Here is a 22,265-nt window from a genome sequence, read left to right as displayed (position 1 = left end):
GGCCGTTGCCGACGGCCGAGGGGGCCAGCGGTTAGCATGGCGTCATGCCTGCCACGGCGACGCAGCACACGAGGCCGACGCGCACCAAGCGCCGCTCGCTGAGCGCGGCACTCGACAACTTCTTCTTCGTCTTCGGTGGCCTCGCCGCCGTGTGGCTCGCCGTGTTGCTGGCCTCCGACAGCCTGGAGTGGGGCTGGGGCGCGATCTGGTTCGCACTGGCGTTCTGGCTGCTGCTGGCCTACCTGGTTCTGCCGCGGCTGCACCGCATCCTCACCCAGCTCTACGTGCCCAACTACTTCATCGGGCGGGCCCGCACGAGCGACGGCCTGCTCGGCGACCCGGTCAACCTGGCGCTGCTCGGGGATTCCGAACAGCTGGAGCAGACGATGGACGCCGCGGGCTGGACGCGCGCCGACCAGGTGACGGGCGCGTCGAGCTGGCGCATCATCACCTCCACGCTGACGCGGCAGAGCTATGACGAGGCGCCCGTGAGCCCGCTGTTCCTCTTCGGCCGGCAGCAGGACTTCGCCTACCAGCAGGAGGTCGAGGGCAACCCGTCCAAGCGCCACCACGTGCGCTTCTGGAGGTGCCCGGAGGGCTGGATGCTGCCGGGAGGCCACCGCGTCGACTGGCTGGCAGCCGGCACCTTCGACCGGGCCGTCGGCTTCTCGCTGTTCACCCTGCAGGTCACTCACAAGATCGACGCGAACACCGACATCGAGCGCGACCACATCGTCGCGACGGTGCGCGAGGCCGAGCCGAAGGCGCGCTTCGTCGTCATCCGGGACTTCTCGACCGGTTATCACGCCCGCAACGGCGGCGGTGACTCGATTCACACGGACGGCGATCTGCCCGTGATCGACCTGCGCCGGGTCGCGCTCGCCGAGGGCGAGGGCGAGGGCGCGACCGAGGGCGCGGGCGCGGATGCCGGCGAGGCCGCCGGCGACGAGCCGCGCACGACCGAGCTCCGGGGGCTGTCGTGAGCGCCGCGTCCGGCCGGAAGCGGCCGGCGCCCACCACGATGGGGGCGGTGCTCATGTGCCTGCGGGCCCTCGCGGGCGTGCTCGTCATCGCGGTCGCGTTCGGCGACAGAGAGGACTTCCTCAACGACGTCATCTTCGAGGGCGCCAAGGCGACCGCCGAGGAGCGGGCCGCGGCCAGCGCCTTCGTTGACGTGCTCATGATCGGCTACGGCGCGTGGCTGCTGTTCTACCTCGTCCTGGCCTGGCTGGTGCTGCGCGGGGTCAACTGGGCGCGCGTCGCCGCCATGCTGTTCGCCACGGTGAGCATTCTGGTGTCGTTCTTCGAGTGGTGGCAGTCCGGTCTGGAGATCACCCTGCGCACGACGCTGCTCAGCCTGGCGCTCGACATCTTGATCCTGTTGGCGCTCTCCAGTCGGGCCGCGCGCGCGTTCGCGCGGCGCAACGACCCCGCGCCCGCCCTCGCCCCCTAACCCCACCCAGTTGCCGAAAATCACGGGTGCGGGGGGCGCCCACCCCCGATTTGTGGCAACTGGGTGGGGGTGTGGGGGCGGGTGCGAGCTACTGGGCGGTGAGGGCGTGCTCCCCGCAGAAGGTCTCCGACTCGGCGGCGCAGTCGGCGCAGACCACCATCTGCTCGCGGCAGGAGAGGTCGTTGCAGTTCTGCATGCGCTTGCTGGCCGCGCCGCAGCGCACGCAGGCGCCGATGACGGCCGTGTTCGCGCCGAAGTCGACCGAGCCGCGCTGGTCGAAGACGTAGAGCGAGCCGTCCCAGAGGCCGGAGTCGCCGAAGGCCTCGCCGTAGCGCACGATGCCGCCGTCGAGCTGGTAGACGTTCTCGAAGCCGCGGCTCTTCATCAGGCCGGAGAGCACCTCGCAGCGGATGCCGCCCGTGCAGTAGGTGACGATCGGCGTGTCCTTGAGGTGGTCGTACTTGCCGCTGTCCAGCTCACTGACGAAGTCGCGGGTGGTGGCGACATCCGGCACGATCGCATTCTTGAAGCGCCCGATCTCGGCCTCGAAGGCGTTGCGGCCGTCGAAGAAGACGACCTCGGTGCCGGATGCCGCATGCTCGGCGACCAGGGCGTTCAGCTCGCGCGGTGCCAGCTTGGTGCCGCCGCCGACCACGCCGTCGGCGTCCACCGCGAGCTCGCCGGGCGCGCCGAAGCTGACGATCTCGTCGCGCACCTTCACGCTGAGCCGCGGGAAGTCGAGGCTCGCACCGGTCTCGTCGAGGCCGGTGCCCTCGCTCCACTTGAAGTCGATGCCCTTGAACGGCGCGTAGTCCTTGGTCTTGCGGACGTAGCGCTTGAGCGCAGCCATGTCGCCGCCGAGGGTGCCGTTGATGCCGTGCTCGGAGAGCAGGATGCGGCCGCGCAGGCCCAGCGACTCGGCGAGGTCGCGCTGCCAGAGGCGCACGGCCTCGGGGTCGGCGAGGGGCGTGAATGCGTAATAGAGGAGGATTTTGGCTGTGGCCACGAGCCAAGTTTACGGACTGCGCCCTCCACGACGCCTGAGCGGGAAACGAGCGAAGCCCGGGTGCCCACCGGGTGCCGCCGCCCGCGGCGACGTAGGCTGGCGGCATCCGGATGTCGCGGCGCAGCCGCCCCGCCCTGAATGGAGAACGACGATGTTCAGCTACGACCCCTACGCCGAGTTGGCCACGCTCAAGCAGTTCGCGCCGCTCACCGTCACGAGCGAGCAGCTGCGCGACGGCCAACCGTTGGCGCCCGCCCAGTGGGGCGCGGGCGGCGGCCCCGGCGGTGCGGGCAGCGACACGTCGCCGCAGCTGAGCTGGAGCGCGGGCCCGGCCGGCACGCTGAGCTACGCCGTCACCTGCTTCGACCCGGACGCCCCGACCGGCTCCGGCTTCTGGCACTGGGCGGTCTGCAACATCCCGGCGAGCGTCACGTCGCTGGCCGAGAACGCCGGGGCGCCGGGCGGCGCGCTGCTGCCGGCCGGCAGCCTCACCCTGCCGAACGAGCGCCGGCTCACCTCCTTCGTCGGCGCCGGCCCGCCGCCGACGACGGGCGTGCACCGCTACATCTTCGCCGTGCACGCGGTCGATGTGGCCAGGCTCGAGCTCGACCCGCAGTCAACCCCGGCGACCCTCGGCTTCAACCTGCACTTCCACACGCTGGCCCGCGGCACGCTCACCGGAACCGCGACGACCGACTAGGCGGCATCCGCCGGTGGTCGCGGATGCCGTCAGCTCTTGTTGCCGGTGAGGGCGAGCACACCGCCGAGGCCGATCATCATGGCTCCGCCGGCGCCGGCGAGGCGCTCGAGTCGCTTCGGGCTCTGCGCGAACCAGTCGCGGGCGGCGCCGGCGGTGAGCGCCCACAGGCTGTCGCCGATGAGGGCGAGCGCGATGAAGACCAGGCCGAGCTCGGCCAGCTGCAACGGGATCATGCCCGCGCCGTAGTCGACGAACTGGGGCAGCACGGCCACGAAGAACACGATCGTCTTCGGGTTGGTGAGGCCGACGAGGAACGCCTCGCCGAGGATGCGGGTGGTGGGGTGCCGGAACGCGCGGCCGAAGCGGGCGCCGCGGCTCTGCGGCGCCTCGGACGGCGTGATGCCGGACGGCGTCTCCTCTGCGGAGGCAGAGCCGGCGGCATCCTTGCGGTGCCGGATCGCCTGCACGCCGAGGTAGACGAGGTAGCCGGCGCCGGCGAACTTGATGACCGTGAACAGCGTCGCCGATTGCGCCACGATGGTGCCGACGCCGAGCGCGACGAGCACGAGGGCGGGCAGGGCGCCGAGCGAGTTGCCGAGCACGCTGAGCAGGCCGCCGGTGCGGCCGAGGGTCAGCGTGCGGCCGATGACGAACAGCACGCTCGGGCCGGGCAGGGCGATGAGCGCGATCGACGCCAGCGCGAAGGCGAGCAGGTTGGGCCACGGAACCATGCCGGAATGCTACTCCTGCCCCGCCCGGTGCGTCCGTCGAGGGCCGTCAACTGGCCGCTTCCGGGCCCGTTGTCCGGCCATGTGACCGCTCTCCGCGGAATCGGGGGGGGGGGCTGGGGCGATAGCGTGTGGGGATGAGTGAAGAGCCGCAGGTACTGGTCAGGGTTGCCGACGGGGTCGGCCGGCTCACCCTCAACCGGCCGCGGGTGCTCAACGCGCTGAACGCGGCCATGGTCGAGACGCTGACCACGACGCTGACGGCCTGGGCCACCGACAGCGAGGTGTCCGTGGTCGTGCTCGACGGCGCGGGCGAGCGCGGCTTCTGCGCCGGCGGCGACATTCGCGAGCTGGCCGAGCACAGCCGGGCCGGGCAGCACGAGCACGCCCGCGCCTTCTTCCGCGCCGAGTACGCCCTGAACGCCCTCATCGCCGAATACCCCAAGCCTGTCGTCGCGCTGATGGACGGCATCACCATGGGCGGTGGCATCGGCCTGGCCGGTCACGCCTCGATCCGCATCGTCACCGAGCGTTCCCACCTGGCCATGCCCGAGACCCGCATCGGATTCTGCCCGGACGTCGGCGGCACGTGGCTGCTCTCCCGCGCCCCGGGCGAGCTGGGCACCTACCTCGCGCTGAACTCCGCGAGCATGGCGGCGGCGGATGCCGTCGACAGCGGTTTCGCCGACTTCTATCTGCCCAGCGCGCTGCTGCCGCACTTGTTGCAGGCGCTCGCCGAGCGCGCGGACCCGGGCTCGCCGGCGGAGATCGTGATGCTCTTCGACGAGACGCCGGAGCCGCTGACCGCCGACACCGAGACTGTGCAGTCCCTGCGCGCGCGCCGCGAGTGGATCGACGCCTGCTACTCGGCCGACTCGGTCCCCGGCATCCTGGGGTGCCTGCGCGCGCGACCGGAGGCGGCGGCGCACCGGGCGGCCGATGAGCTGGAGCAGCTCTCACCAACGGCACTCAGCGTGACCCTGGCCGCGCTGCGCGCTGCGCGCCGGCTGCCGAGCCTGCGCGCGGCCCTCGAGCAGGAGTACCGCGTCGGCGCCTGGCTGCTCGAGCAGCCCGACTTCGCGGAAGGGGTGCGCGCCCAGCTGATCGACAAGGACCGCCGCCCCCGGTGGCAGCCGGCGACCCTCGCCGCGCTGCCGGCGGATGCCGCGGCGTCCGCCCTCGCGCACCGCCCGGCCGAGCCGCTCTGGTAGCGGCCCACACCTCCCGGTGGCGCGGGCCTAGTCGGCTTGCGCCTCGCCCCTCTGGCTCCGCCGCGCCGCGAGGTCCTGGCGGATGGCGCTGACGAACAGCACGGCGACGAGCGCCCACAGGGCCACCTGGATCACGATGTTCGCCGGAACGGTGGACACGTCGATCGCAGTCTGATCGGCCAGGTCGGTGCTCGAGAGGTAGAGCGTGAAGTCGCTGAGTGCGTGCAGGGCGATGGCGACCCAGAGCCGCCCGGTGGCGCGGAACGCCGCGTAGAACAGTGCGCCGTCGAGCATCGTGACGCCCACCTGGAAGGCGATCGCTCCCGCCGGTTCGCCGTGGATGGCGCTGCCGAAGGAGTGGGCTGCGCCGAACAGCAGCGCGGTGACGAGGAGCGTGAGCGTCTCGCCGTGGTGGGCGCGGAGGCTGCTGCGGAGGATCCCGCGGAAGTACAGCTCCTCACCCAACCCGACCATCGCCGTGACAAGCGCGACGAGCGCGATGCCGAGAATGTCCCAGTTCCTCCACGGGGTGAGCGTGAGCATGATGGCCGACTGCGCGAGCATCAGCAGCGGGATCGCCAGCATCCACCAGCGCCGCGGTCGCGTCTCGTAGGCGGCCGGGGTGCGCCAGATCTCGGCCCACCCGGAGCGCCGGGCGAAGACGAGCCCGGCGATGATCAGCGGGAGGAGAACGGGTATGTGGCTGAGAGCGAACTCCGCGAGCTCACCCTCCGGCGCCAGCCAGTCGACCAGGAGGCTGCTGACCCCGGCCGCGAGAGCGACGTAGGCGATGACCGCGACGAGCCCGATCCAGAACCGCTGCGGGATTCGGGGCTGCGGCCTGGCATCCGCCGCCGGGGCCGCCGCCCGGGCCGGGGAGCTCACACGCCGGCGTTCGTGATCGGCGGCACCGGCTGCGAAGCGAGGGCGGGGTCGCCCTCGCGGGCGGTGATGCGGCCGCGGATGAAGATGAGCAGCACGAGGCCCACGATGATCACGACGATGTTGCCGAGCCCCGCGATCGAGGTGAGGGCACCGTCGGCCGGGTAGGCGGTCTGCAGGAAGATGCTCGGGTCGGTGGTGGCGTGCAGCAGGATCGGCCAGATGATGTTGCCCGTGACGCGCAGCGCGAGGTACATGCAGATGCCGAAGCCGAAGGTGTAGCCCACCTGAATGAGGGTCGCGAAGAGCGGCTGGCCGGTCAAGAGGTTTCCGGAGTGCAGGCCGGCGAAGAGCGCGGCGGAGACGACCGCGACCAGGATTTCGGGGTGCCCGGCCTTGCGCATGAGGTTCACGACGTAGCCGCGGGTGAGCACCTCCTCGGCGAAGCCGATGAACAGGCCGGCCAGCAGCCACGTGGCCACGACGTCGAAGCCGGCCTCCGCGTAGTCAATGGTGGCGAAGCGCAGGATGTTGAACAGGAGCACCGCGGCGACGGCGATCCACATCCACCAGCTCCCGCGGATCGGCTGCGGGCCGAAGAGCTCGCGCAGCCACCCGAGTGACAGGCCGAACACCAGGAGCAGGACGCAGCCGAGGAGCACGGGCAGGGCGGTTCCGACGAGGACGAATGCCGCGCTCTGCGGGTCCACCTGCTGCAGGAGCGGCAGGAAGACGAACCCGCCGCCCTGGTACAGCGCGTAGTAGACGACGACGAGGAGGAGGGCCTTCCACCCGCCGCCCCGCTCCCAGAAGCGCTTCCAGGGGGACATCGATGCAGCGTCGGGCATTTTGGCTCCGTTCCGTGCGAGCAGAAGTGGTGCGGCCGTTCCCGAGAGTAGCGATTCGGGCGTTGCGGCCTCAACTGGCGCGCCGTCGGGAAGGCGGGGGAGGGTGTGGGATTCGTCGGGAGCACGCGGCGTGTCGTGTATACATTTCAGTGCCATCTCGCTGCGTGAGTGGCGCGTGTCGGCGATATCTGCTTACTATGTATACACAGCGGCACTCGAGGCCGCAGAACGTGGAATCGGAGAGGGGGCGACATGCGCGCTGGAGATCGGGCGTATGAGACGCTCCGCAGCGAGATCCTCGACGGCGTGCTGCGCCCGGGCACCGTGCTCGCCGAGGTGGAGCAGTCCACCCGGCTCGGCGTCTCCCGCACCCCGGTGCGCGAGGCCCTCACCCGGTTGACCGCCGACCGGCTCGTCACGGCGCTCTCCGGCCGCGGCCTCGTCGTCAGCGAGATCTCGCCGGACAACATCGTCGGGCTCTACGAGCTGCGCCAGGCGCTGGAGGGCCAGGCCGCCATGCTGGCGGCCCGCCGCCGCGACGACGTGGCCTTCCGCCGGCTGCGCGAGCGCCTCGGCAGCGCCCCGACACTCCTCGAGAAGGGCGACGAGGGCCTGCGCCAGTACTTCGCCCTCGTCGACGACATTGACCAGGCCATAGACGACGCCGTCGACAACGACTACCTCGTGGCCGCGCTGCAGAGCGTGCGGCTGCACTCCAGCCGCATCCGCCGGCTTGCCAGTCACGACCACGAGCGCCTCCGCCAGGCGGCGTCCGAGCACCTCCTGATTGTCGAGGCGATCCTGGCCGGCGACGCCTCGCTCGCCAGCCACGCCACCCACGTGCACCTGCACAAGAGCCTGACCAACGCCCTCGCCAGCTCGGCGAGCGAGACGAGCGACGCCGGCGATGCCGCCGGCGTCCTCAGCGCCACCCACTAGCCCCGCCGCCCAGCGGCAGCACGACGAAAGGACCATCCGTGCAGACTCACCACCTTCGAGTGCACCGCAGCGACGAGAACCTCGCCCGCGAGAACCAGCTGGCCTACAAGCTCGCCGAGCTCGCCGCCGACCCCGTCGAGGTGAGCGAGGAGGTCACCGAGATGGTGATCAACCGCGTGATCGACAACGCCGCCGTCGCCGCGGCATCCCTCACCCGCGCGCCCGTCGTGTCGGCCCGTTCGCAGGCCACCTCGCACCCCGTCTCGGTGCACGGCGCCGGCGCCAACGTCTTCGGCCTCGACCCGGCCCGGCGCACCAGCCCAGAGTGGGCCGCCTGGGCCAACGGCGTCGCCGTGCGCGAGCTCGACTACCACGACACCTTCCTGGCCGCCGAGTACTCGCACCCCGGCGACAACATCCCGGCGATCCTCGCCGTCGCCCAGCACCTCGCCGAGAAGCGCGAGCTGAGCGGCCGCGAGCTGGTGCGCGGCATCGCCACCGGCTACGAGATCCAGATCGACCTGGTCAAGGCGATCAGCCTGCACAAGCACAAGATCGACCACGTCGCCCACCTCGGCCCGAGCGCCGCCGCCGGCATCGGCACCCTGCTCGGCCTCGACGTCAACACGATCTTCCAGTCCATCGGCCAGGCGCTGCACACCACGACAGCCACCCGCCAGTCGCGGAAGGGCGAGATCTCCTCCTGGAAGGCGCACGCCCCGGCCTTCGCCGGCAAGATGGCCGTCGAGGCCGTCGACCGGGCGATGCGCGGCGAGACAAGCCCGACCCCGATCTACGAGGGCGAGGACGGCGTGATCGCCTGGCTGCTCGACGGCCCGGATGCCGCATACGAGGTGTCTCTGCCCGAGCGCGGCGAGGCCAAGCGCGCCATCCTCGACAGCTACACCAAGGAGCACTCGGCCGAGTACCAGGCACAGGCCATCATCGACCTGGCCCGCCGCCTGCACAACAACTACCCGCTGATCCTCGACCACGTCGAGAACATCGCAAGCGTCGTGCTGCACACCTCGCACCACACGCACTACGTGATCGGCTCCGGCGCGAACGACCCGCAGAAGTACGACCCGACGGCCAGCCGCGAGACGCTGGACCACTCGATCCCGTACATCTTCACCGTCGCCCTGCAGGACGGCAGCTGGCACCACGTCGACTCCTACGCCCCGGCCCGCGCCCAGCGCCCGGACACGGTCGCGCTGTGGAACAAGTTCAGCACCGTCGAGGACCCGGAGTGGACCCGCCGCTACCACTCGCTCGACGTGAACGAGAAGGCCTTCGGCGGCAAGGTCGTCATCACCCTGACCGACGGCAGCACCATCGTCGACGAGATCGCCGTCGCCGACGCCCACCCGCTCGGCGCCCGCCCCTTCGCCCGCGCCGACTACATCAACAAGTTCCGGATGCTGGCCGAGCCGGTGCTCTCCGGCGCCGAGATCGACCGCTTCATCGCCCTGGCCGAGCGCCTGCCGGAGCTCAGCCCGGCCGAGCTCGGCGGGCTCACCTTCCAGGCGACCCCCGGTGTGCTCTCCTCCGTCGCCACCCCAGAGGGGATCTTCTAATGCTGTACGCCCAGACCACCCCGGCCGAGAAGCGCGTCGCGTTCCGCGCCGGCCTCGCCAGCGGCGAGCTGCTGCGCTTCCCCGGCGCGTTCAACCCGCTCTCGGCCCGGCTGATCGAGAAGAAGGGCTTCGACGGCGTCTACATCTCCGGCGCCGTGCTGAGCGCCGACCTCGGGCTGCCCGACATCGGCCTGACCACGCTCACCGAGGTGGCCGGCCGGGCCAAACAGATCGCCCGGATGACCGAGCTGCCCGCGATCGTCGACGCCGACACCGGCTTCGGCGAGCCGATGAACGTCGCCCGCACCGTGCAGGAGATGGAGGATGCCGGCCTGGCCGGCATGCACATCGAGGACCAGATCAACCCGAAGCGCTGCGGCCACCTCGACGGCAAGCAGGTCGTCGACTCCGACACGGCGATCAAGCGCATCCGCGCCGCCGTCGACGCCCGCCGCGACCCGAACTTCCTCATCATGGCGCGCACCGACATCGCCGCGGTTGACGGCCTGGACGCCGCGATCGACCGGGCCAAGCGCCTCGTCGACGCCGGCGCCGACGCCATCTTCCCCGAGGCGATGCGCTCGCTCGAGGAGTTCGCGGCGATGCGCGCGGCCGTGGACGTGCCGCTGCTGGCCAACATGACCGAGTTCGGCAAGAGCGAGCTCTTCACCGTCGAGCAGCTGCAGGGCATCGGCATGAACATGGTCATCTGGCCGGTGTCGATGCTGCGCCTGGCGATGGGAGCCACCGCGCGCGGCCTCGACTCGCTGACGGATGCCGGCACGCTCGAGCCCCTGCTCGGCGAGATGCAGCACCGGGCAGACCTCTACGAGCTGATCGACTACGAGGGCTACAACCACTTCGACTCCGGAGTGTTCAACTTCACTGTCACGAAATAGTGTGTTGCGGGCCGGCGTGAATCCGGCCGCGACATCCGCACCACCCCCGCACCACGAGCAAAGGAATCAGACGACGATGACTGACGAGACTCCCACCATCTTCAAGGGCCTGGCCGGGGTGCCTGTGGACTTCACCGCGATCTCCAAGGTGAACCCGGACACCAACTCGCTGCTCTACCGCGGCTACCCGGTGCAGGAGCTGGCCTCCATGTGCAGCTACGAGGAGGTCGCCTGGCTGCTCTGGTACGGCGAGCTGCCCACCCGTGCCGAGCTGGACGGCTTCATGGCGGAGGAGCGGGCGTCGCGCGCGCTCGCCCCGAACGTGCGCCGCGCGATCGACGACCTGCCGCTCAGCACGCACCCGATGGACGTCTGCCGCACCGCCGTCAGCATCATCGGGGCCAATGACCCGGATGCCGAGGACAACGCGCCGGAGCAGAACCTGCGCAAGGCGAAGCACCTGTTCGCCCAGCTTCCGGCGATCGTCGCGTACGACCAGCGCCGCCGCCACGGGCAGGGACTCGTCGAGCCGCGCGCCGACCTCGACTACTCGCAGAACTTCCTCTGGATGACGTTCGGCGAGGAGGCCGACCCGGCCGTCGTCGATGCGTTCCGGGTGTCGCTGGTGCTCTACGCCGAGCACTCGTTCAACGCCTCCACCTTCACGGCGCGCGTGATCGCCTCGACGCTCTCCGACATCTACTCGGCCGTGACCGGCGCGATCGGCGCGCTCAAGGGCCCGCTGCACGGCGGGGCGAACGAGGCCGTCATGCACACCTTCGACGAGATCGGCTCCGCCGACAAGGCCGAGGCGTGGCTTGAGGAGGCCCTCGCCCGCAAGGCCAAGATCATGGGCTTCGGGCACCGCGTCTACAAGAACGGCGACTCGCGCGTCCCGACGATGCGCACCGCGCTGGAGGCGATGGCCGCGCACTACGAGCGGCCGGACATGCTCGAGCTCTACGAGGCGCTGGAGACCGCCATGGTGTCGCGCAAGAACATCAAGCCGAACCTCGACTACCCGGCCGGCCCGACCTACCACCTGATGGGCTTCGACACCGAGACGTTCACGCCGATCTTCGTGGCCGCCCGCGTCGTCGGCTGGACGGCGCACGTGATGGAGCAGCTCGCGTCCAACGCGCTGATCCGGCCGCTGTCGGTGTACAACGGCGTCGACCAGCGGGAGCTGCCGGCGTAGCTGGCTCCACCTCCGCTGGTCGGGTAGCGAGGAACGAGCGTATCGGCCGGACACTGCGGAGCTGGGCTCGAGTCACATCTCCGGGCTGCTCCTGGAGTCGCCACTAAGCTCCAATCATGCGCATTGGTTGCGTGTTTGGGGGTACTTAATGGGGTTTGCAGAGTGGCTAACAATCGTGCTGTTCGTGGTTGGCATACCAGTGGCATGGATACTCGGTAGACGGAACAAGCAGCGCCCGGACTTGCGCTTCGCGATAGACCAAGAGGAGTTGATCGCGCCCGAAGACTCACTCGTCAGCGGAGGGCTTGGGCTGACGTTTCGAGGTGCCAAATTGCAGCGCCTCTGTCGCACATACGTCGGCGTTTGGCAAAAGCGAGGCGACACTGTCCGGCAGAGCGACTTGACTGCCGTGGATCCATTGAGAATCGAACTCTCACTGGGAGATTCGGTGCTTTCTGCACGTGTCGTGGCAATGAGTCGCTCGCAGATTCAACCCTCGGTTCGAGTGAATCAGGGGGCTTCCAAGAACGTTGCAACTCTCGGCTTCGATTTCCTCGACCCCAAGGATGGGTTCATCGTCGAAATCCTGCATGAGGAGAATTCGCCACCAATACTTACCGGCACTCTCAAAGGTGGCGATTTGCGTGAGGTGACTGGAATCAGCCTTAGCGCTCGTGCGCGTGCGCGGGCTCAAATGCCGATGAAGGCTCGATTCGGCGATGTCTATCAGGGCCGCCGATGGCTGCTGGCGATGTTGCTGCTTTCTGGGCTCATGATCCTCGGACCAGCAGTCCTACCGTTTCTAGACATTGACCTCGGACAGGTGGTTGGGCTTGAAGCGCGCTCCAATCAAAACGCTGAGGGCGTGCGGATCGTAAACCTCATAGTTGGAGGGTTTGGGATCGTCTTCATCCTCGTCGTGTACCCAGCGATGCTGCTTTCTCCTCTGTTCTCAAAGTTTCCGCCGTCTATCGCAAAAGTTGACCAACAGAGCAGCTTTGAGTGGCACGAGGAGCGGCGAGTCGCTCCGAATCCTGGACGCTACGAGTTGGAAACGATCCAGCTGGCACATGGCGACTTGGTGCGGCACGACACCCTCGGGGTAGGAACGGTTCTTAAAGTGGATGGCACAGAGCTCAACCGGATAGCGTCGGTCCGATTCGATGCCACGGGGGTGAAGAGGCTACTTCTCCGCAAGGCTCCATTGGTGAAGATTTCCGAATGACGGGGAGGCCGCATCGCCGGCGGGCCGGATGGCGAGTGCGGTGGCGCAGGGCGTGAGGCTCTCGCCTCAGATCGGAGGCGCGCGGGCTTTGAGGATTCGCACAACAGATTCCGGTGAATCTGCACCTCGCAGATAGCGTGAGGCGCATGCACATGTTCTTCCGCACGATGATGCACATGCTGGTGTTCTCGCGGCGCAAGCCGCGCCTCGGCCACTACGACGTCGCCCACACCAACTTCCGGGTGCTGCCGACCGACCTCGACATCCTGAACCACATGAACAACGGCGTCTACCTGTCGATCATGGACGTCGCCCGCTTCGACATGCTCGTGCGCAACGGCGTCTGGGCGATCTTCAAGGAGCGCGGCTGGTACCCGGTCGTCGTCGCCGAGACGATCAGCTTCCGCAAGTCGCTCGAGCCGTGGCAGCGCTTCACGATCGAGTCGCGCATCCTCGGCTTCGACGACAAGGCCGTCTACGTCGAGCAGCGCTTCGTGCGCCCCGATGCCGACGGCAACCCCGAGATCTACGCCCAGGGCTTCATCCGCGGGCGCTTCCTCAAGCGCAGCGGCGGCGTCGTGCCGATCGAGGAGCTGCTCGAGGCCGTCGGTGCCGTGCCGGATGAGATGGAGCTGCCCGAGTGGCTGCTGCGCTGGGCCCCGGATGTCGCTCTGCCGGCCACCCGTGCCGAGGCGCCCTCCGTCTGGAGCTAGGCGAACCCCGTTCCGATGCGTCCACGCCAGTTCGGCCGGGCCTGCGCCAGCTGAGCTGGCGCAGACCCGGCCGAACTGGCGCAACCTGCCGTTCTCCGCCGGCAATTATGACGAATGAGTAACAAAAACACCGTGTAATTTTGCCGGAGTGTTTACGGAAAAAATAAGCTCACTTAGGGTTTCAGGCATGGCTGAGCTCGAAGGTGCGCATGCCCTCGTGAGGAGGACCCACGAGGAGCGAGTTCTGCGTGCCCTGCGCGAGCTCGGCGCCCTCAGTCGGGCCGAGATCTCCGAGCGCGTCGGCCTCTCCCGCACCACCACCTCCGAGATCACGGCCGAGCTCATCCAGCGCCGCGCGATCGTCGTCGTGGCCCCGGATGCCGCGGAGCGCGCCGGCCGCGGACGCCCCGCCGAGCGCCTCGTGCTCGACCCCGGGGCCGGCCAGGTCATCGGCATCGACTTCAGCCACGGCCGCGTGTACGCCGTCGTCGTCGACGCGAGCCAGCAGATCATCGCCGCCGGCGTCGCCGACTACGGCACCGGCTCCGCCTGGACCGAGCGCGCCGAGATCGCCTTCGCCCTGCTCGACCGGCTGAAGTCCCAGCACGAGGTGCACTACGGCGCCCTCCAGGGCATCGGCCTCGGCTTCCCCGGCCCCTTCTCGGCCAACGGCGCCCGCCTCGCCCTCGGCCGCGACCGCCGCGACACCTCCGCGGTGGACGGCGCCCGCGAGCTGCTGCAGTGCTTCACCGAGCGCTTCGCCGCCCCCGTGCACATCGACAACAACGCCCGCCTCGCCGGCCTCGCCGAGGCGATCTGGGGCGGCCAGACGCCCTCGTCCAGCCTGCTCTACCTGCGCCTCTCGCAGGGCCTCGGCGGCGGCCTGGTGCTCGGCGGCACCCTGGAGACGGGCGCGTCCGGCTACGCCGGCGAGATCGGCCACATCACGGTCGCCGTCGACGGCCTGGACTGCCGCTGCGGCAAGCGCGGCTGCCTGGAGACCATCGCCTCGATCCCCGCCGTGCTCGCCGAGTGCGCCCGCCGCGGGGCCACCCTCCCCGACTTGGACGCCCTGCAGGGCGCAGCCGAGAACGGCGACCCCATCGTCACCGCCGTGTTGCGAGAGGTTGGCGTCGCCGTCGGCCGCGTGCTGGGCGGCCTCGCCACCGCGCTCGACCCGGCCGAGATCGTGATCGGTGGCCCGCTCGCGCTCGCCGCACCGATGATCGTCGACCAGGCGCGCGCCTCCATCGCCTACGAGCTTCTCCCCATCCCGCAGGCGGAGCCGGTCGTGCGCGCGGCGACCCTCGGCTCCGACGACGGGGCCCGCGGCGCCGTCGCAGCGGTGCTGCGCCGGTCGTCGCTGCTCGAGCGCTATCAGAGCGCCCCGGCATCCGCCCCCACAGATTTTCAGTCGCCAGTTTCATTGCAAAGGAGCACCACATGATCGGCCGCAACGCACCCCGAGCAGAGCAGAGGGCGAGGTGCGCGCGATGACGGCTACAGCCGCCGCTGGCACGGCTACGCCCGGCAAACACCAGGCGCCCGAAACGGCGACCACCCTGACGGCGACCGTCTCGCCCCAGGGTGTGCGAGCCGAGAAGAAGCGCCGCTCGCAGCGCTCGGGCAAGATGCTCGCCCTCAACGTGTTCTCCGTCGTGGCCGGCATCGGCATCTGGTGGGTGCTCTCGGTCTCGGGCTTCCGCCTGCCGACGCCGCCGCAGGTGCTCGAGCGCGCCATCCAGCTGACCATCGACGGCACCCTGTTCGTGGATGCCGGGGCCAGCCTCGGCCGCGTGCTCGCCGGCTTCGCCCTCGGCACCGCCCTGGCCATCCCGGTCGGCTTCCTCATGGGCTGGTACTGGGTCGCGCGCGGGCTGATGGAGCCGTGGATCCAGTTCTTCCGCACCATCCCGCCGCTCGCGATCATCCCGCTCGTGATCGTGCTGATGGGCATCGGCGAGCAGCCCAAGATCTTCGTGATCTTCCTCGCCGCGTTCCTCTCCAGCGTGATCTCGACCTACCAGGGCGTCGTGAGCGTCGACCGCACCCTCATCAACGCGGCCAGGGTTCTGGGCGCAAAGGACCCGGCGATCTTCGTCCGCGTCGTCGTGCCGGCATCCACCCCGTTCATCCTGGTGGGCATGCGCGTCGGCCTCGGAGCCGCGTGGGCAACGGTCGTCGCGGCTGAGCTCATCGCCGCCCAGGTCGGCCTCGGTGCCCGCATGCAGGCCGCGCAGATGTACTACGACCTGCCCACGATCTTCGTCGGGCTGATCACCATTGGAATCTTCGGCCTCCTCATGGACCGCATCCTGCTGTTCGCCGAAATCAAGCTCACCGGATGGCAGGAACGTCGATGACCACCAGCACCCTTCAGCCCGCAACGGCTGCCGCCAAGATCTCCGTGCGCGGCGTCACCAAGACGTTCCCCCTCGGCAACGAGGTGTTCACCGCCCTCGACAACGTGTCGCTCGACGTCGCCGACAACGAGTTCGTCACGATCGTCGGGCCTTCCGGCTGCGGCAAGTCCACCATGATGAACGTGCTCGCCGGCCTCGAGACGGTCAGCACCGGCCAGGCCCTCGTCGACGGCGTCGCCGTCGACGGCCCCGGCCCGGAGCGCGGCGTGATCTTCCAGCAGTACGCGCTCTTCCCCTGGCTCACCGTGCGCAAGAACGTCGAGTTCGGGCTGAAGACCGCCAAGGTCCCGCGCGCGGAGCGCCGGGAGCGGGCAGAGCACTTCATCAACCTGGTCGGGCTCAGCCAGTTCGCCGACGCCCTGCCGAAGATGCTCTCCGGCGGCATGAAGCAGCGCTGCGCCATCGCCCGCGCCTACGCCGTGAACCCCTCGATCCTGTTGATGGACGAGCCGTTCGGCGCCCTCGACGCCCTCACCCGGGTCAAGCTGCAGGAGCAGCTGCTCGAGACGTGGAGCCAGGAGAAGCGCACCGTCGTGTTCATCACCCACGACGTCGACGAGGCCGTCTACCTCGCCAACCGCGTCGTCGTGATGGCGGCCCGCCCCGGCCGCATCCACGAGATCATCGACGTCGACCTGCCCTACCCGCGCACGGAGGACATGCGCCTCAGCCCCGAGTTCACCGCCTTGCGCAACCGGGTTTGGCACGCGGTGTACCACCAGGACGGCAACCACTAACCCCACCACCCCAGCAGCACCGACGGGCGCGGCAGACAACAGCGTCTGCCGGCATCCGCCCACCACCGCGCCGTCAACAGCGACGGCCCGAACCACAGGAGAAGCAATGAAGCACACTGCACTCAAGCGCGGAATGGTCGCAGCGTTCGCGGCAGCCGCCCTCGTTCTCACCGGCTGCGCCGCCGGCGACACCCCCGCAGCGGCGGTGCCGAGAGCGCCGCTCCCGCCGAGGAGCCCATCGAGATCACCTTCGGCTACATCGCCGACTTCAACGGCGCCAGCGTCCACGCCATCGCCGCGGAGCTCGGCCTGTGGGAGAAGTACGGCCTCAAGGCAGAGACCCCCGTCTTCACCAACGGCCCGCTGCAGATCCAGGCCCTCGGCACCGGCGACCTCGACTTCGGCTACGTCGGCCCGGGCGCCATGTGGCTGCCCGCCTCCGGCCAGGCCCAGGTCATCTCCGTCAACGCCACCGGCAACGGCGACCGCGTGATCGCGCAGCCCGGCATCGAGTCGATCAAGGACCTCAAGGGCAAGACGGTCGCCGTGCCGGAGGGCACCTCTGGCGACATGATCCTCAACCTCGCCCTCGAGTCGGCGGGCATGACCATCGCCGACGTCGAGAAGGTCGTCATGGACCCGGCCACGGCCGTCGCCGCCTTCGCCTCCGGCCAGGTCGACGCCGCCGGCCTCTGGTACCCGCTGATCAGCACCATCGAGACGCAGGTTCCCGACCTCAACATCCTCGCCTCCAACGAGGATTTCAAGGACACCGTCGCGTTCGCCTCCGGCTTCGTCGGCGCCAACGACTTCGTCGCCGAGAACCCCGAGGCCACCACCAAGGTGCTGCAGGTCGTGCGCGAGGCCCTCGACTACCGCAAGGCCAACCTCGACGAGGTCATCGCGCTCACCGCGAAGATGATGAAGCTCGACCCCGAGGTCGTCAAGACCGACGCGGGCAACGTCACCTACTTCGACTCGGCTGAGCTCGACGCCCTGATCGAGGACGGCACCGTTCACAGCTGGCTCACCGGCATGAACAACTACTTCGTGGGCGCAGGCAAGGTCACCGACCCGGCCGACCCCGCCACGTACTTCACCAGCGAGCTGTTCCTCGCCGCCGGCACGAAGTAACGCAGCACCCGCCCGCCCCGGCGGGCACCGGATGCCGCGGCGCCAGTACGCACTGGCGCCGCGGCACCCGCGCTCACGCCGTCACCACCACACCGCAACACCGCTTCACAACAGGACGAGAACCGATGAAGACACCCAGCAAGCGCCCCAACATTGTGCTGATCCTGACCGACGACCACGCCGCGCACGCGATCAGCGCGTACGGCTCGGTGGTCAACCAGACCCCGCGCATCGATGAGATCGCCGCGTTGGGGCGTCGCATCGACCACTGCTACTGCACCAACGCGTTGTGCACGCCGAGCCGGGCGTCGATCCTGACCGGCACGCACAGTCACGTCAACGGTGTGACGACGCTGGACACCCCGATCGACGCCTCGCAGACGACGTTCGTGTCGCTGCTGAAGGCGCAGGGCTACCGCACGGGCATCGTCGGCAAGTGGCACATGGGCGAGGGCGAGGGGCACGACCCGCAGGACTTCGACTACTGGGCGGTGCTGCGCGAGCAGGGCGAGTACTTCAATCCGCAGATCCTCAGCGCCGACGGCATCCGGATCGAGCCGGGCTACGCCACGGACATCATCACCGACCTGTCGATGGACTGGGTCAACTCCCTAGAGGGGGAGGAGCCGTGGTGCCTGCTCATCCACCACAAGGCGCCGCACCGCTCCTGGGAGCCGGACGAGAAGCACCAGGGCATGTACGCCGGCCAGCGGATCCCGGTGCCGGCCACGTTCGACGACGACTACGCCGGCCGTTCCAGCGCCGCCAAGCACGCGACGATGCGGGTCGCCGAATACCTGACCATGAAAGACCTCAAGGTCGCGCCGCCGGAGGGGCTCACCCCGGAGGAGCTGGGGCTGTGGAAGTACCAGCGCTATATGGAGGACTACCTGGCCTGCGTGGCCTCGGTCGACGACAACGTCGGCCGGGTCACCGACTGGCTGCGGGAGCGCGGCGACTTCGACGACACCCTGCTGATGTACACCTCGGACCAGGGCTTCTTCCTCGGCGACCACGGCTGGTTCGACAAGCGGTTCATGTACGAGGAGTCGATCCTGATGCCGCTGGTGCTGAGCTACCCGAACGCGATCGAGCCGGGCGAGCCGCTGGAGCAGATGGTGACGAACGTCGACTTCGCCCAGACGATCCTGGAGGCGGCCGGAGTGGAGCCGGCCGAGCGAATGCAGGGGGTGAGCTTCTGGCCGCAGCTGACGCACTCGCCGGACGCGCCCACCCGGGACGGCGTGTACTACCGGTACTACGAGAACGACGACCAGCACCACCACGCGCTGGCGCACTACGGCATCCGCACCGAGCGGTACAAGCTGATCTACTTCTACAACGACGGAATGGGGCTGCCCGGCAGCTCCGAGCACGTCTACCCGCCGGAGTGGGAGCTCTACGACATGCAGCTCGATCCCGAGGAGCTGGTGAACGTCTACCACTCGGCCGAGTACGCGCACGTGATCGACGAGCTGACCGTGCAGTTGTGGCAGTTGCAGGCGTCACTCGGCGACGAGCCGCACCACAGCCAGCCGGTGCCCGCCGGGCTGGAGCGCGCGGAGCCGGCCGCCTAGGCGGCCGCCGCGGTCCGCGCGGCTCGTCGCGGCCGTCGCGTGCCGGCCACCCACGCCAGTTCAGCACGGAGTGCGCCAGCTGAGCTGGCGCACTCCGTGCTGAACTGGCGTAGGAGGGTTCAGCCGCGCCGCGGCCAGGCCCGCCAGCCGTGGGGCAGTGCGGCCAGGGTGGCGGATGCCGCAGCCAGCCGCTCGGCCGACACCGTCGTCGGGGCGCCCCCGCTGCCGCTGCGGGAGCCGGTCTGTGCCCCGTCCTCGTCGAAGAACACGAGGCTGTGGCTCACCTCGGCGCCCGGCCCGGAGCCCAGCTCCTCCGCGTAGGCGCCGTTCACCACCGCCAGCACGAGCTCCTCGAGCTCCTCGGCCTGCGCCTCGACGGTGTCGTCGCAGGCGTCGCAGCCGCAGATCGGGTGCGGGAAGGTGTGCAGCACGCCGGCCTCGACGAAGACGCCGGGGAACGCGGTGAACGCGAAGCTGAGCGGCGCGGCATCCGGGCTCTCCGGGACGACCCGCACGACCTCGACCACGTCGTCCTGCGCGTGCAGCAGCGGCGGGTCGAAGCCGCCGCCGGGGGCGTCGGGCACCGCGCTCTCGCGCCGCACGCTCACCGCGTAGGCCTGCTGGAGATAGTCGATCAGGGCGTTCGTGACGGTGTGCAGCCCGGCGAAGCGCTCGGGGTGGCTGACCCGGCTGTAGCTGTCGGGGTCCGGGCCGTCCGCGCCCCAGCGGTTGCCATAGGGGATCGGCTGCCCAGCGGTATCGGAGTAGTCGGTTGCGGGCAGGATCGGCCGGGTGTAGCGCGGAGCCCCGGATGGCGCGGGCTGCGGCGCCGACCAGGCGCGCAGTCGCTCAAGCCGGCGCTCCTGCGCGGCGGCGTCGCGTGCGTCGTCCTGTTCTGCGGCGGCCCACTCAGCGAGCATCGCGGCGGCGCCCTCTGGCGGCGGTGTGTCGGAGCCCGCGACCGTGCCGGCGCTGTTCGGCGGTATCGCGGTGATCGCATCGAGAATGCTCCCGACGTCAAAGCTCATCCGCCCGGCACCGACCTCGCCCGGCCGCCCCACCCCGATCGCGCGCCAGTTCGCATCTGTCCGCAGTGCGGCGATGGTGTTGCCGAGGAAGACCGTCGCCGCCGCGCGCAGCCGCGGGTCCTCGTTCAGCGCGGCGCTGTGCCTCTGGGCGAAGCGCAGCAGGGCGAGCGGGTCGCCGGCGAGACCGGCGGGGCTGACCCCGTGTTCCCGCGCGAAGGCGAGGAAGGGGGTGTAGCCCTCGACGTGGCGAACCGGGGCCGGGACGGCGACGGGTGCGGCATCCGCCTCCGCGCTAAAGATCGCCCAGCCGAAGCTGCCGCCACCGGGCTCCGGCATTGGCACGGCCGGGCCGTCGAACAGATCCTCCTGCGCGCTCATGGCCAGAGCCTAGCGGCGGTGGCGGTGGCAGCGGCAGCGCGCCGGCCCGACGGATGCCGCCGCACACAGACGTGCAAACAAACGGTTGCAGGACGCGTTTCGTCGTGCAATTATGTGGTTGCAGGTCGAGGAAGGGATTCACCATGACCGAGACAGTGGAGCGCGACGAGCTGGACAGCATCGAGCGCAGCATCGAGATTGACGCCAGTGCCGAGAGGGTCTGGGCGCTGATCGCGGAGCCGGGCTGGTACATCAACACCGGCACCGTCGTCGAGCACGAGATCCGCCAGGAGGACGGCTACGTCGTGGTGATTGACCCGACGTACGGCGAGTTCCCGCTGCGCACCGTCGCCCTCGAGCCCCCGCGCTACGCCGCCTTCCGATGGTTCAACCTCGAGGGCGTCGACCGCTCGGGCTCGGATGCCACGGAGGCGACGACCCTCGTCGAGTTCTGGATCAGCGAGCGGCCGGGCGGCGTCACCCTGCGCGTGCTGGAGACCGGGTTCGCCGCGCTCCCCGTCGACGCGGCCAAGCGCCGCGCCGCCCTCGAGAACAACACGGAGGGCTGGGAGGTCGAGCTCGACGCGGCCAAGGCCCACCTCGAAGCGGCCGCGGTATGAGTGCTGCGCCGTCTGGGGCCCGGCCGGCCCCGCTGACCGCCGTCTTCGCCGCCCTCGGCGACGACACCCGATGGCAGATCCTGGTGCGACTGGGCGCGGAGCCGGCCTCAGCGTCGGCACTGAGCACGGAGTTCCCGATCAGCAGGCAGGCCCTCGCCAAGCAGCTCGAGGTGCTGCGCGGAGCCGGCCTGGTCGAGGCCGAGCGGCACGGCCGCGAGCTGCGCTACCGGGCCGTCGGCGCCGCGCTCGGCGAGGCCGCACGGCGGCTCGAGCGGGTGGCCAGCGGCTGGGATGAGCGGCTCGCCTCGATCAAGGCCGCCGCGGAGGCCGCTGCACCCGCCGAGGCGGGTGCAGAGCGGCGCGGGGAGTAGCCGGGGCACTGTCGCGGCGGCATCCGGGCTCGTACTGTGGAGCCAACCGAAAACTTTTCGGAGAATTTCGGATGCCGTGTCGATCCGGGCCCCGCCCGTTCGACGTCTGGGTGTGAGGCGGTTCTGCCTCACACCGATCGAGAGGGTATGACCATGAAGTTCATGATGCTGCTGCAGTCCGACGAGTCCAACTCCGTCACCAACGGCCCGGAGGAGGAGGCGCTCAACCGGATGGGCGCGTACAACGAGGAGCTCCTCAAGGCCGGCGTGATCCTGGCCGGCGAGGGCCTGCACCCGACGTCGGAGGGCGTGCGCCTGACCTATGACGGCGACGACCGCACCGTGGTCGACGGCCCGTTCACCGAGTCGAAGGAGCTGCTGGCCGGCTTCTGGATCATCGACGTCGCCTCCAAGGAGGAGGCGATCGAGTGGGCCAAGCGCATCCCGCTGCCGGAGGGCCAGGTGGAGGTGCGCCAGGTGTTCGAGCTCGCCGACTTCGACCAGAGCAACGAGTACGTGCAGAAGGAGAAGGCCTGGCGCGAGGAGATGGGCACGTCGCGCACCGCGTGAGCCACGCCGCCGCCCTGCGCCAGTTCGTGGTGCTCCGCGCCACACCAT

Annotated in this window: 23 protein-coding genes; 18 read left to right on the top strand and 5 right to left on the bottom strand. The window is 69.7% G+C overall.

Features of this window, described 5'->3' with window-relative positions:
- Positions 1–44: 44 nt before the first annotated feature.
- Positions 45–983, top strand: a complete 939-nt coding sequence (locus BLT62_RS00765) for an LssY C-terminal domain-containing protein (RefSeq protein ID WP_083362343.1) — start codon at positions 45–47, stop codon at positions 981–983.
- Entirely contained in the window at positions 980–1,453 is a 474-nt protein-coding gene (locus BLT62_RS00760; protein ID WP_156786204.1) for a hypothetical protein, read from the top strand. Before BLT62_RS00765 ends, BLT62_RS00760 begins: the two co-directional genes overlap by 4 nt.
- A gap of 88 nt (positions 1,454–1,541) precedes the next feature.
- On the opposite strand, the gene trhO is transcribed toward BLT62_RS00760, so the two are convergent.
- Positions 1,542–2,459: an oxygen-dependent tRNA uridine(34) hydroxylase TrhO gene (trhO, locus tag BLT62_RS00755; protein ID WP_083362341.1), complete on the bottom strand. Its 918-nt coding sequence runs from the start codon at positions 2,457–2,459 to the stop codon at positions 1,542–1,544.
- 151 nt (positions 2,460–2,610) lie between these two features.
- Between trhO and BLT62_RS00750 the strand changes: the two genes are divergently transcribed.
- Entirely contained in the window at positions 2,611–3,159 is a 549-nt protein-coding gene (locus BLT62_RS00750) for a YbhB/YbcL family Raf kinase inhibitor-like protein (RefSeq protein WP_083362340.1), read from the top strand.
- A gap of 29 nt (positions 3,160–3,188) precedes the next feature.
- On the opposite strand, the gene BLT62_RS00745 is transcribed toward BLT62_RS00750, so the two are convergent.
- Complete coding sequence (locus BLT62_RS00745) at positions 3,189–3,890, bottom strand: LysE family translocator (RefSeq protein ID WP_083362339.1); 702 nt, start codon at positions 3,888–3,890, stop codon at positions 3,189–3,191.
- Between the two features lie 134 nt (positions 3,891–4,024).
- Here BLT62_RS00745 and BLT62_RS00740 point away from each other — a divergent pair, with 134 nt between their 5' ends.
- Entirely contained in the window at positions 4,025–5,098 is a 1,074-nt protein-coding gene (locus BLT62_RS00740) for an enoyl-CoA hydratase/isomerase family protein (protein ID WP_083362338.1), read from the top strand.
- 27 nt (positions 5,099–5,125) lie between these two features.
- Here the strand turns inward: BLT62_RS00740 and BLT62_RS00735 are convergent, their stop codons facing one another.
- Positions 5,126–5,983, bottom strand: coding sequence for a CPBP family intramembrane glutamic endopeptidase (locus BLT62_RS00735; RefSeq protein ID WP_083362337.1), 858 nt, complete (start codon positions 5,981–5,983; stop codon positions 5,126–5,128).
- Positions 5,980–6,828, bottom strand: coding sequence for a CPBP family intramembrane glutamic endopeptidase (locus BLT62_RS00730; protein WP_083362336.1), 849 nt, complete (start codon positions 6,826–6,828; stop codon positions 5,980–5,982). The genes BLT62_RS00735 and BLT62_RS00730 overlap by 4 nt, the downstream gene beginning before the upstream one ends.
- Before the next feature lie 252 nt (positions 6,829–7,080).
- Between BLT62_RS00730 and BLT62_RS00725 the strand changes: the two genes are divergently transcribed.
- The 11 genes from BLT62_RS00725 (at position 7,081) to BLT62_RS00680 (ending at position 19,250) form a co-directional block, all read left to right on the top strand.
- Complete coding sequence (locus tag BLT62_RS00725) at positions 7,081–7,767, top strand: GntR family transcriptional regulator (RefSeq protein ID WP_083362335.1); 687 nt, start codon at positions 7,081–7,083, stop codon at positions 7,765–7,767.
- Positions 7,768–7,805: 38 nt separating this feature from the next.
- Entirely contained in the window at positions 7,806–9,344 is a 1,539-nt protein-coding gene (locus BLT62_RS00720; RefSeq protein WP_083362334.1) for an MmgE/PrpD family protein, read from the top strand.
- On the top strand, positions 9,344–10,243 hold the full coding sequence (gene prpB, locus BLT62_RS00715) for a methylisocitrate lyase (protein ID WP_083362333.1): 900 nt from the start codon (positions 9,344–9,346) through the stop codon (positions 10,241–10,243). The genes BLT62_RS00720 and prpB overlap by 1 nt, the downstream gene beginning before the upstream one ends.
- Before the next feature lie 76 nt (positions 10,244–10,319).
- On the top strand, positions 10,320–11,441 hold the full coding sequence (locus BLT62_RS00710; protein WP_083362332.1) for a bifunctional 2-methylcitrate synthase/citrate synthase: 1,122 nt from the start codon (positions 10,320–10,322) through the stop codon (positions 11,439–11,441).
- 175 nt (positions 11,442–11,616) lie between these two features.
- Positions 11,617–12,666: a hypothetical protein gene (locus BLT62_RS17565; RefSeq protein ID WP_172829594.1), complete on the top strand. Its 1,050-nt coding sequence runs from the start codon at positions 11,617–11,619 to the stop codon at positions 12,664–12,666.
- A gap of 146 nt (positions 12,667–12,812) precedes the next feature.
- Positions 12,813–13,379, top strand: a complete 567-nt coding sequence (locus BLT62_RS00705; RefSeq protein WP_083362331.1) for a thioesterase family protein — start codon at positions 12,813–12,815, stop codon at positions 13,377–13,379.
- 187 nt (positions 13,380–13,566) lie between these two features.
- Positions 13,567–14,826 carry an ROK family transcriptional regulator gene (locus tag BLT62_RS00700; protein WP_083362330.1) on the top strand — a complete coding sequence of 420 codons (1,260 nt, stop codon included), beginning with the start codon at positions 13,567–13,569 and terminating at the stop codon, positions 14,824–14,826.
- A 46-nt stretch (positions 14,827–14,872) separates the two neighbouring features.
- Positions 14,873–15,742, top strand: a complete 870-nt coding sequence (locus BLT62_RS00695) for an ABC transporter permease (RefSeq protein WP_083362329.1) — start codon at positions 14,873–14,875, stop codon at positions 15,740–15,742.
- Entirely contained in the window at positions 15,739–16,539 is an 801-nt protein-coding gene (locus BLT62_RS00690) for an ABC transporter ATP-binding protein (protein ID WP_083362328.1), read from the top strand. The genes BLT62_RS00695 and BLT62_RS00690 overlap by 4 nt, the downstream gene beginning before the upstream one ends.
- A 45-nt stretch (positions 16,540–16,584) precedes the next feature.
- Positions 16,585–17,673 carry an aliphatic sulfonate ABC transporter substrate-binding protein gene (locus BLT62_RS00685; RefSeq protein ID WP_331710524.1) on the top strand — a complete coding sequence of 363 codons (1,089 nt, stop codon included), beginning with the start codon at positions 16,585–16,587 and terminating at the stop codon, positions 17,671–17,673.
- 125 nt (positions 17,674–17,798) lie between these two features.
- Positions 17,799–19,250 (top strand): sulfatase family protein, encoded by a 1,452-nt coding sequence (locus tag BLT62_RS00680; protein ID WP_083362326.1) that lies wholly within the window; start codon positions 17,799–17,801, stop codon positions 19,248–19,250.
- A 119-nt stretch (positions 19,251–19,369) separates the two neighbouring features.
- Here the strand turns inward: BLT62_RS00680 and BLT62_RS00675 are convergent, their stop codons facing one another.
- A complete protein-coding gene (locus BLT62_RS00675) occupies positions 19,370–20,656 on the bottom strand; it encodes a DUF6226 family protein (protein WP_083362325.1) in 1,287 nt (428 codons plus the stop codon).
- Positions 20,657–20,799: 143 nt separating this feature from the next.
- Here BLT62_RS00675 and BLT62_RS00670 point away from each other — a divergent pair, with 143 nt between their 5' ends.
- From BLT62_RS00670 to BLT62_RS00660, 3 genes are all read left to right on the top strand, one after another.
- Positions 20,800–21,276 carry an SRPBCC domain-containing protein gene (locus tag BLT62_RS00670; RefSeq protein WP_083362324.1) on the top strand — a complete coding sequence of 159 codons (477 nt, stop codon included), beginning with the start codon at positions 20,800–20,802 and terminating at the stop codon, positions 21,274–21,276.
- Entirely contained in the window at positions 21,273–21,647 is a 375-nt protein-coding gene (locus BLT62_RS00665) for an ArsR/SmtB family transcription factor (protein ID WP_083362323.1), read from the top strand. Before BLT62_RS00670 ends, BLT62_RS00665 begins: the two co-directional genes overlap by 4 nt.
- A 153-nt stretch (positions 21,648–21,800) precedes the next feature.
- Complete coding sequence (locus BLT62_RS00660) at positions 21,801–22,217, top strand: YciI family protein (protein ID WP_083365232.1); 417 nt, start codon at positions 21,801–21,803, stop codon at positions 22,215–22,217.
- The last annotated feature ends 48 nt before the right edge of the window (positions 22,218–22,265 follow it).

Source organism: Microterricola viridarii, assembly GCF_900104895.1.
In the GTDB taxonomy this organism is placed as follows: Bacteria; Actinomycetota; Actinomycetes; order Actinomycetales; family Microbacteriaceae; genus Microterricola; species Microterricola viridarii.
Note: the sequence above shows the minus strand (reverse complement) of the source record. Positions and strands in the feature narration are given on the sequence as shown.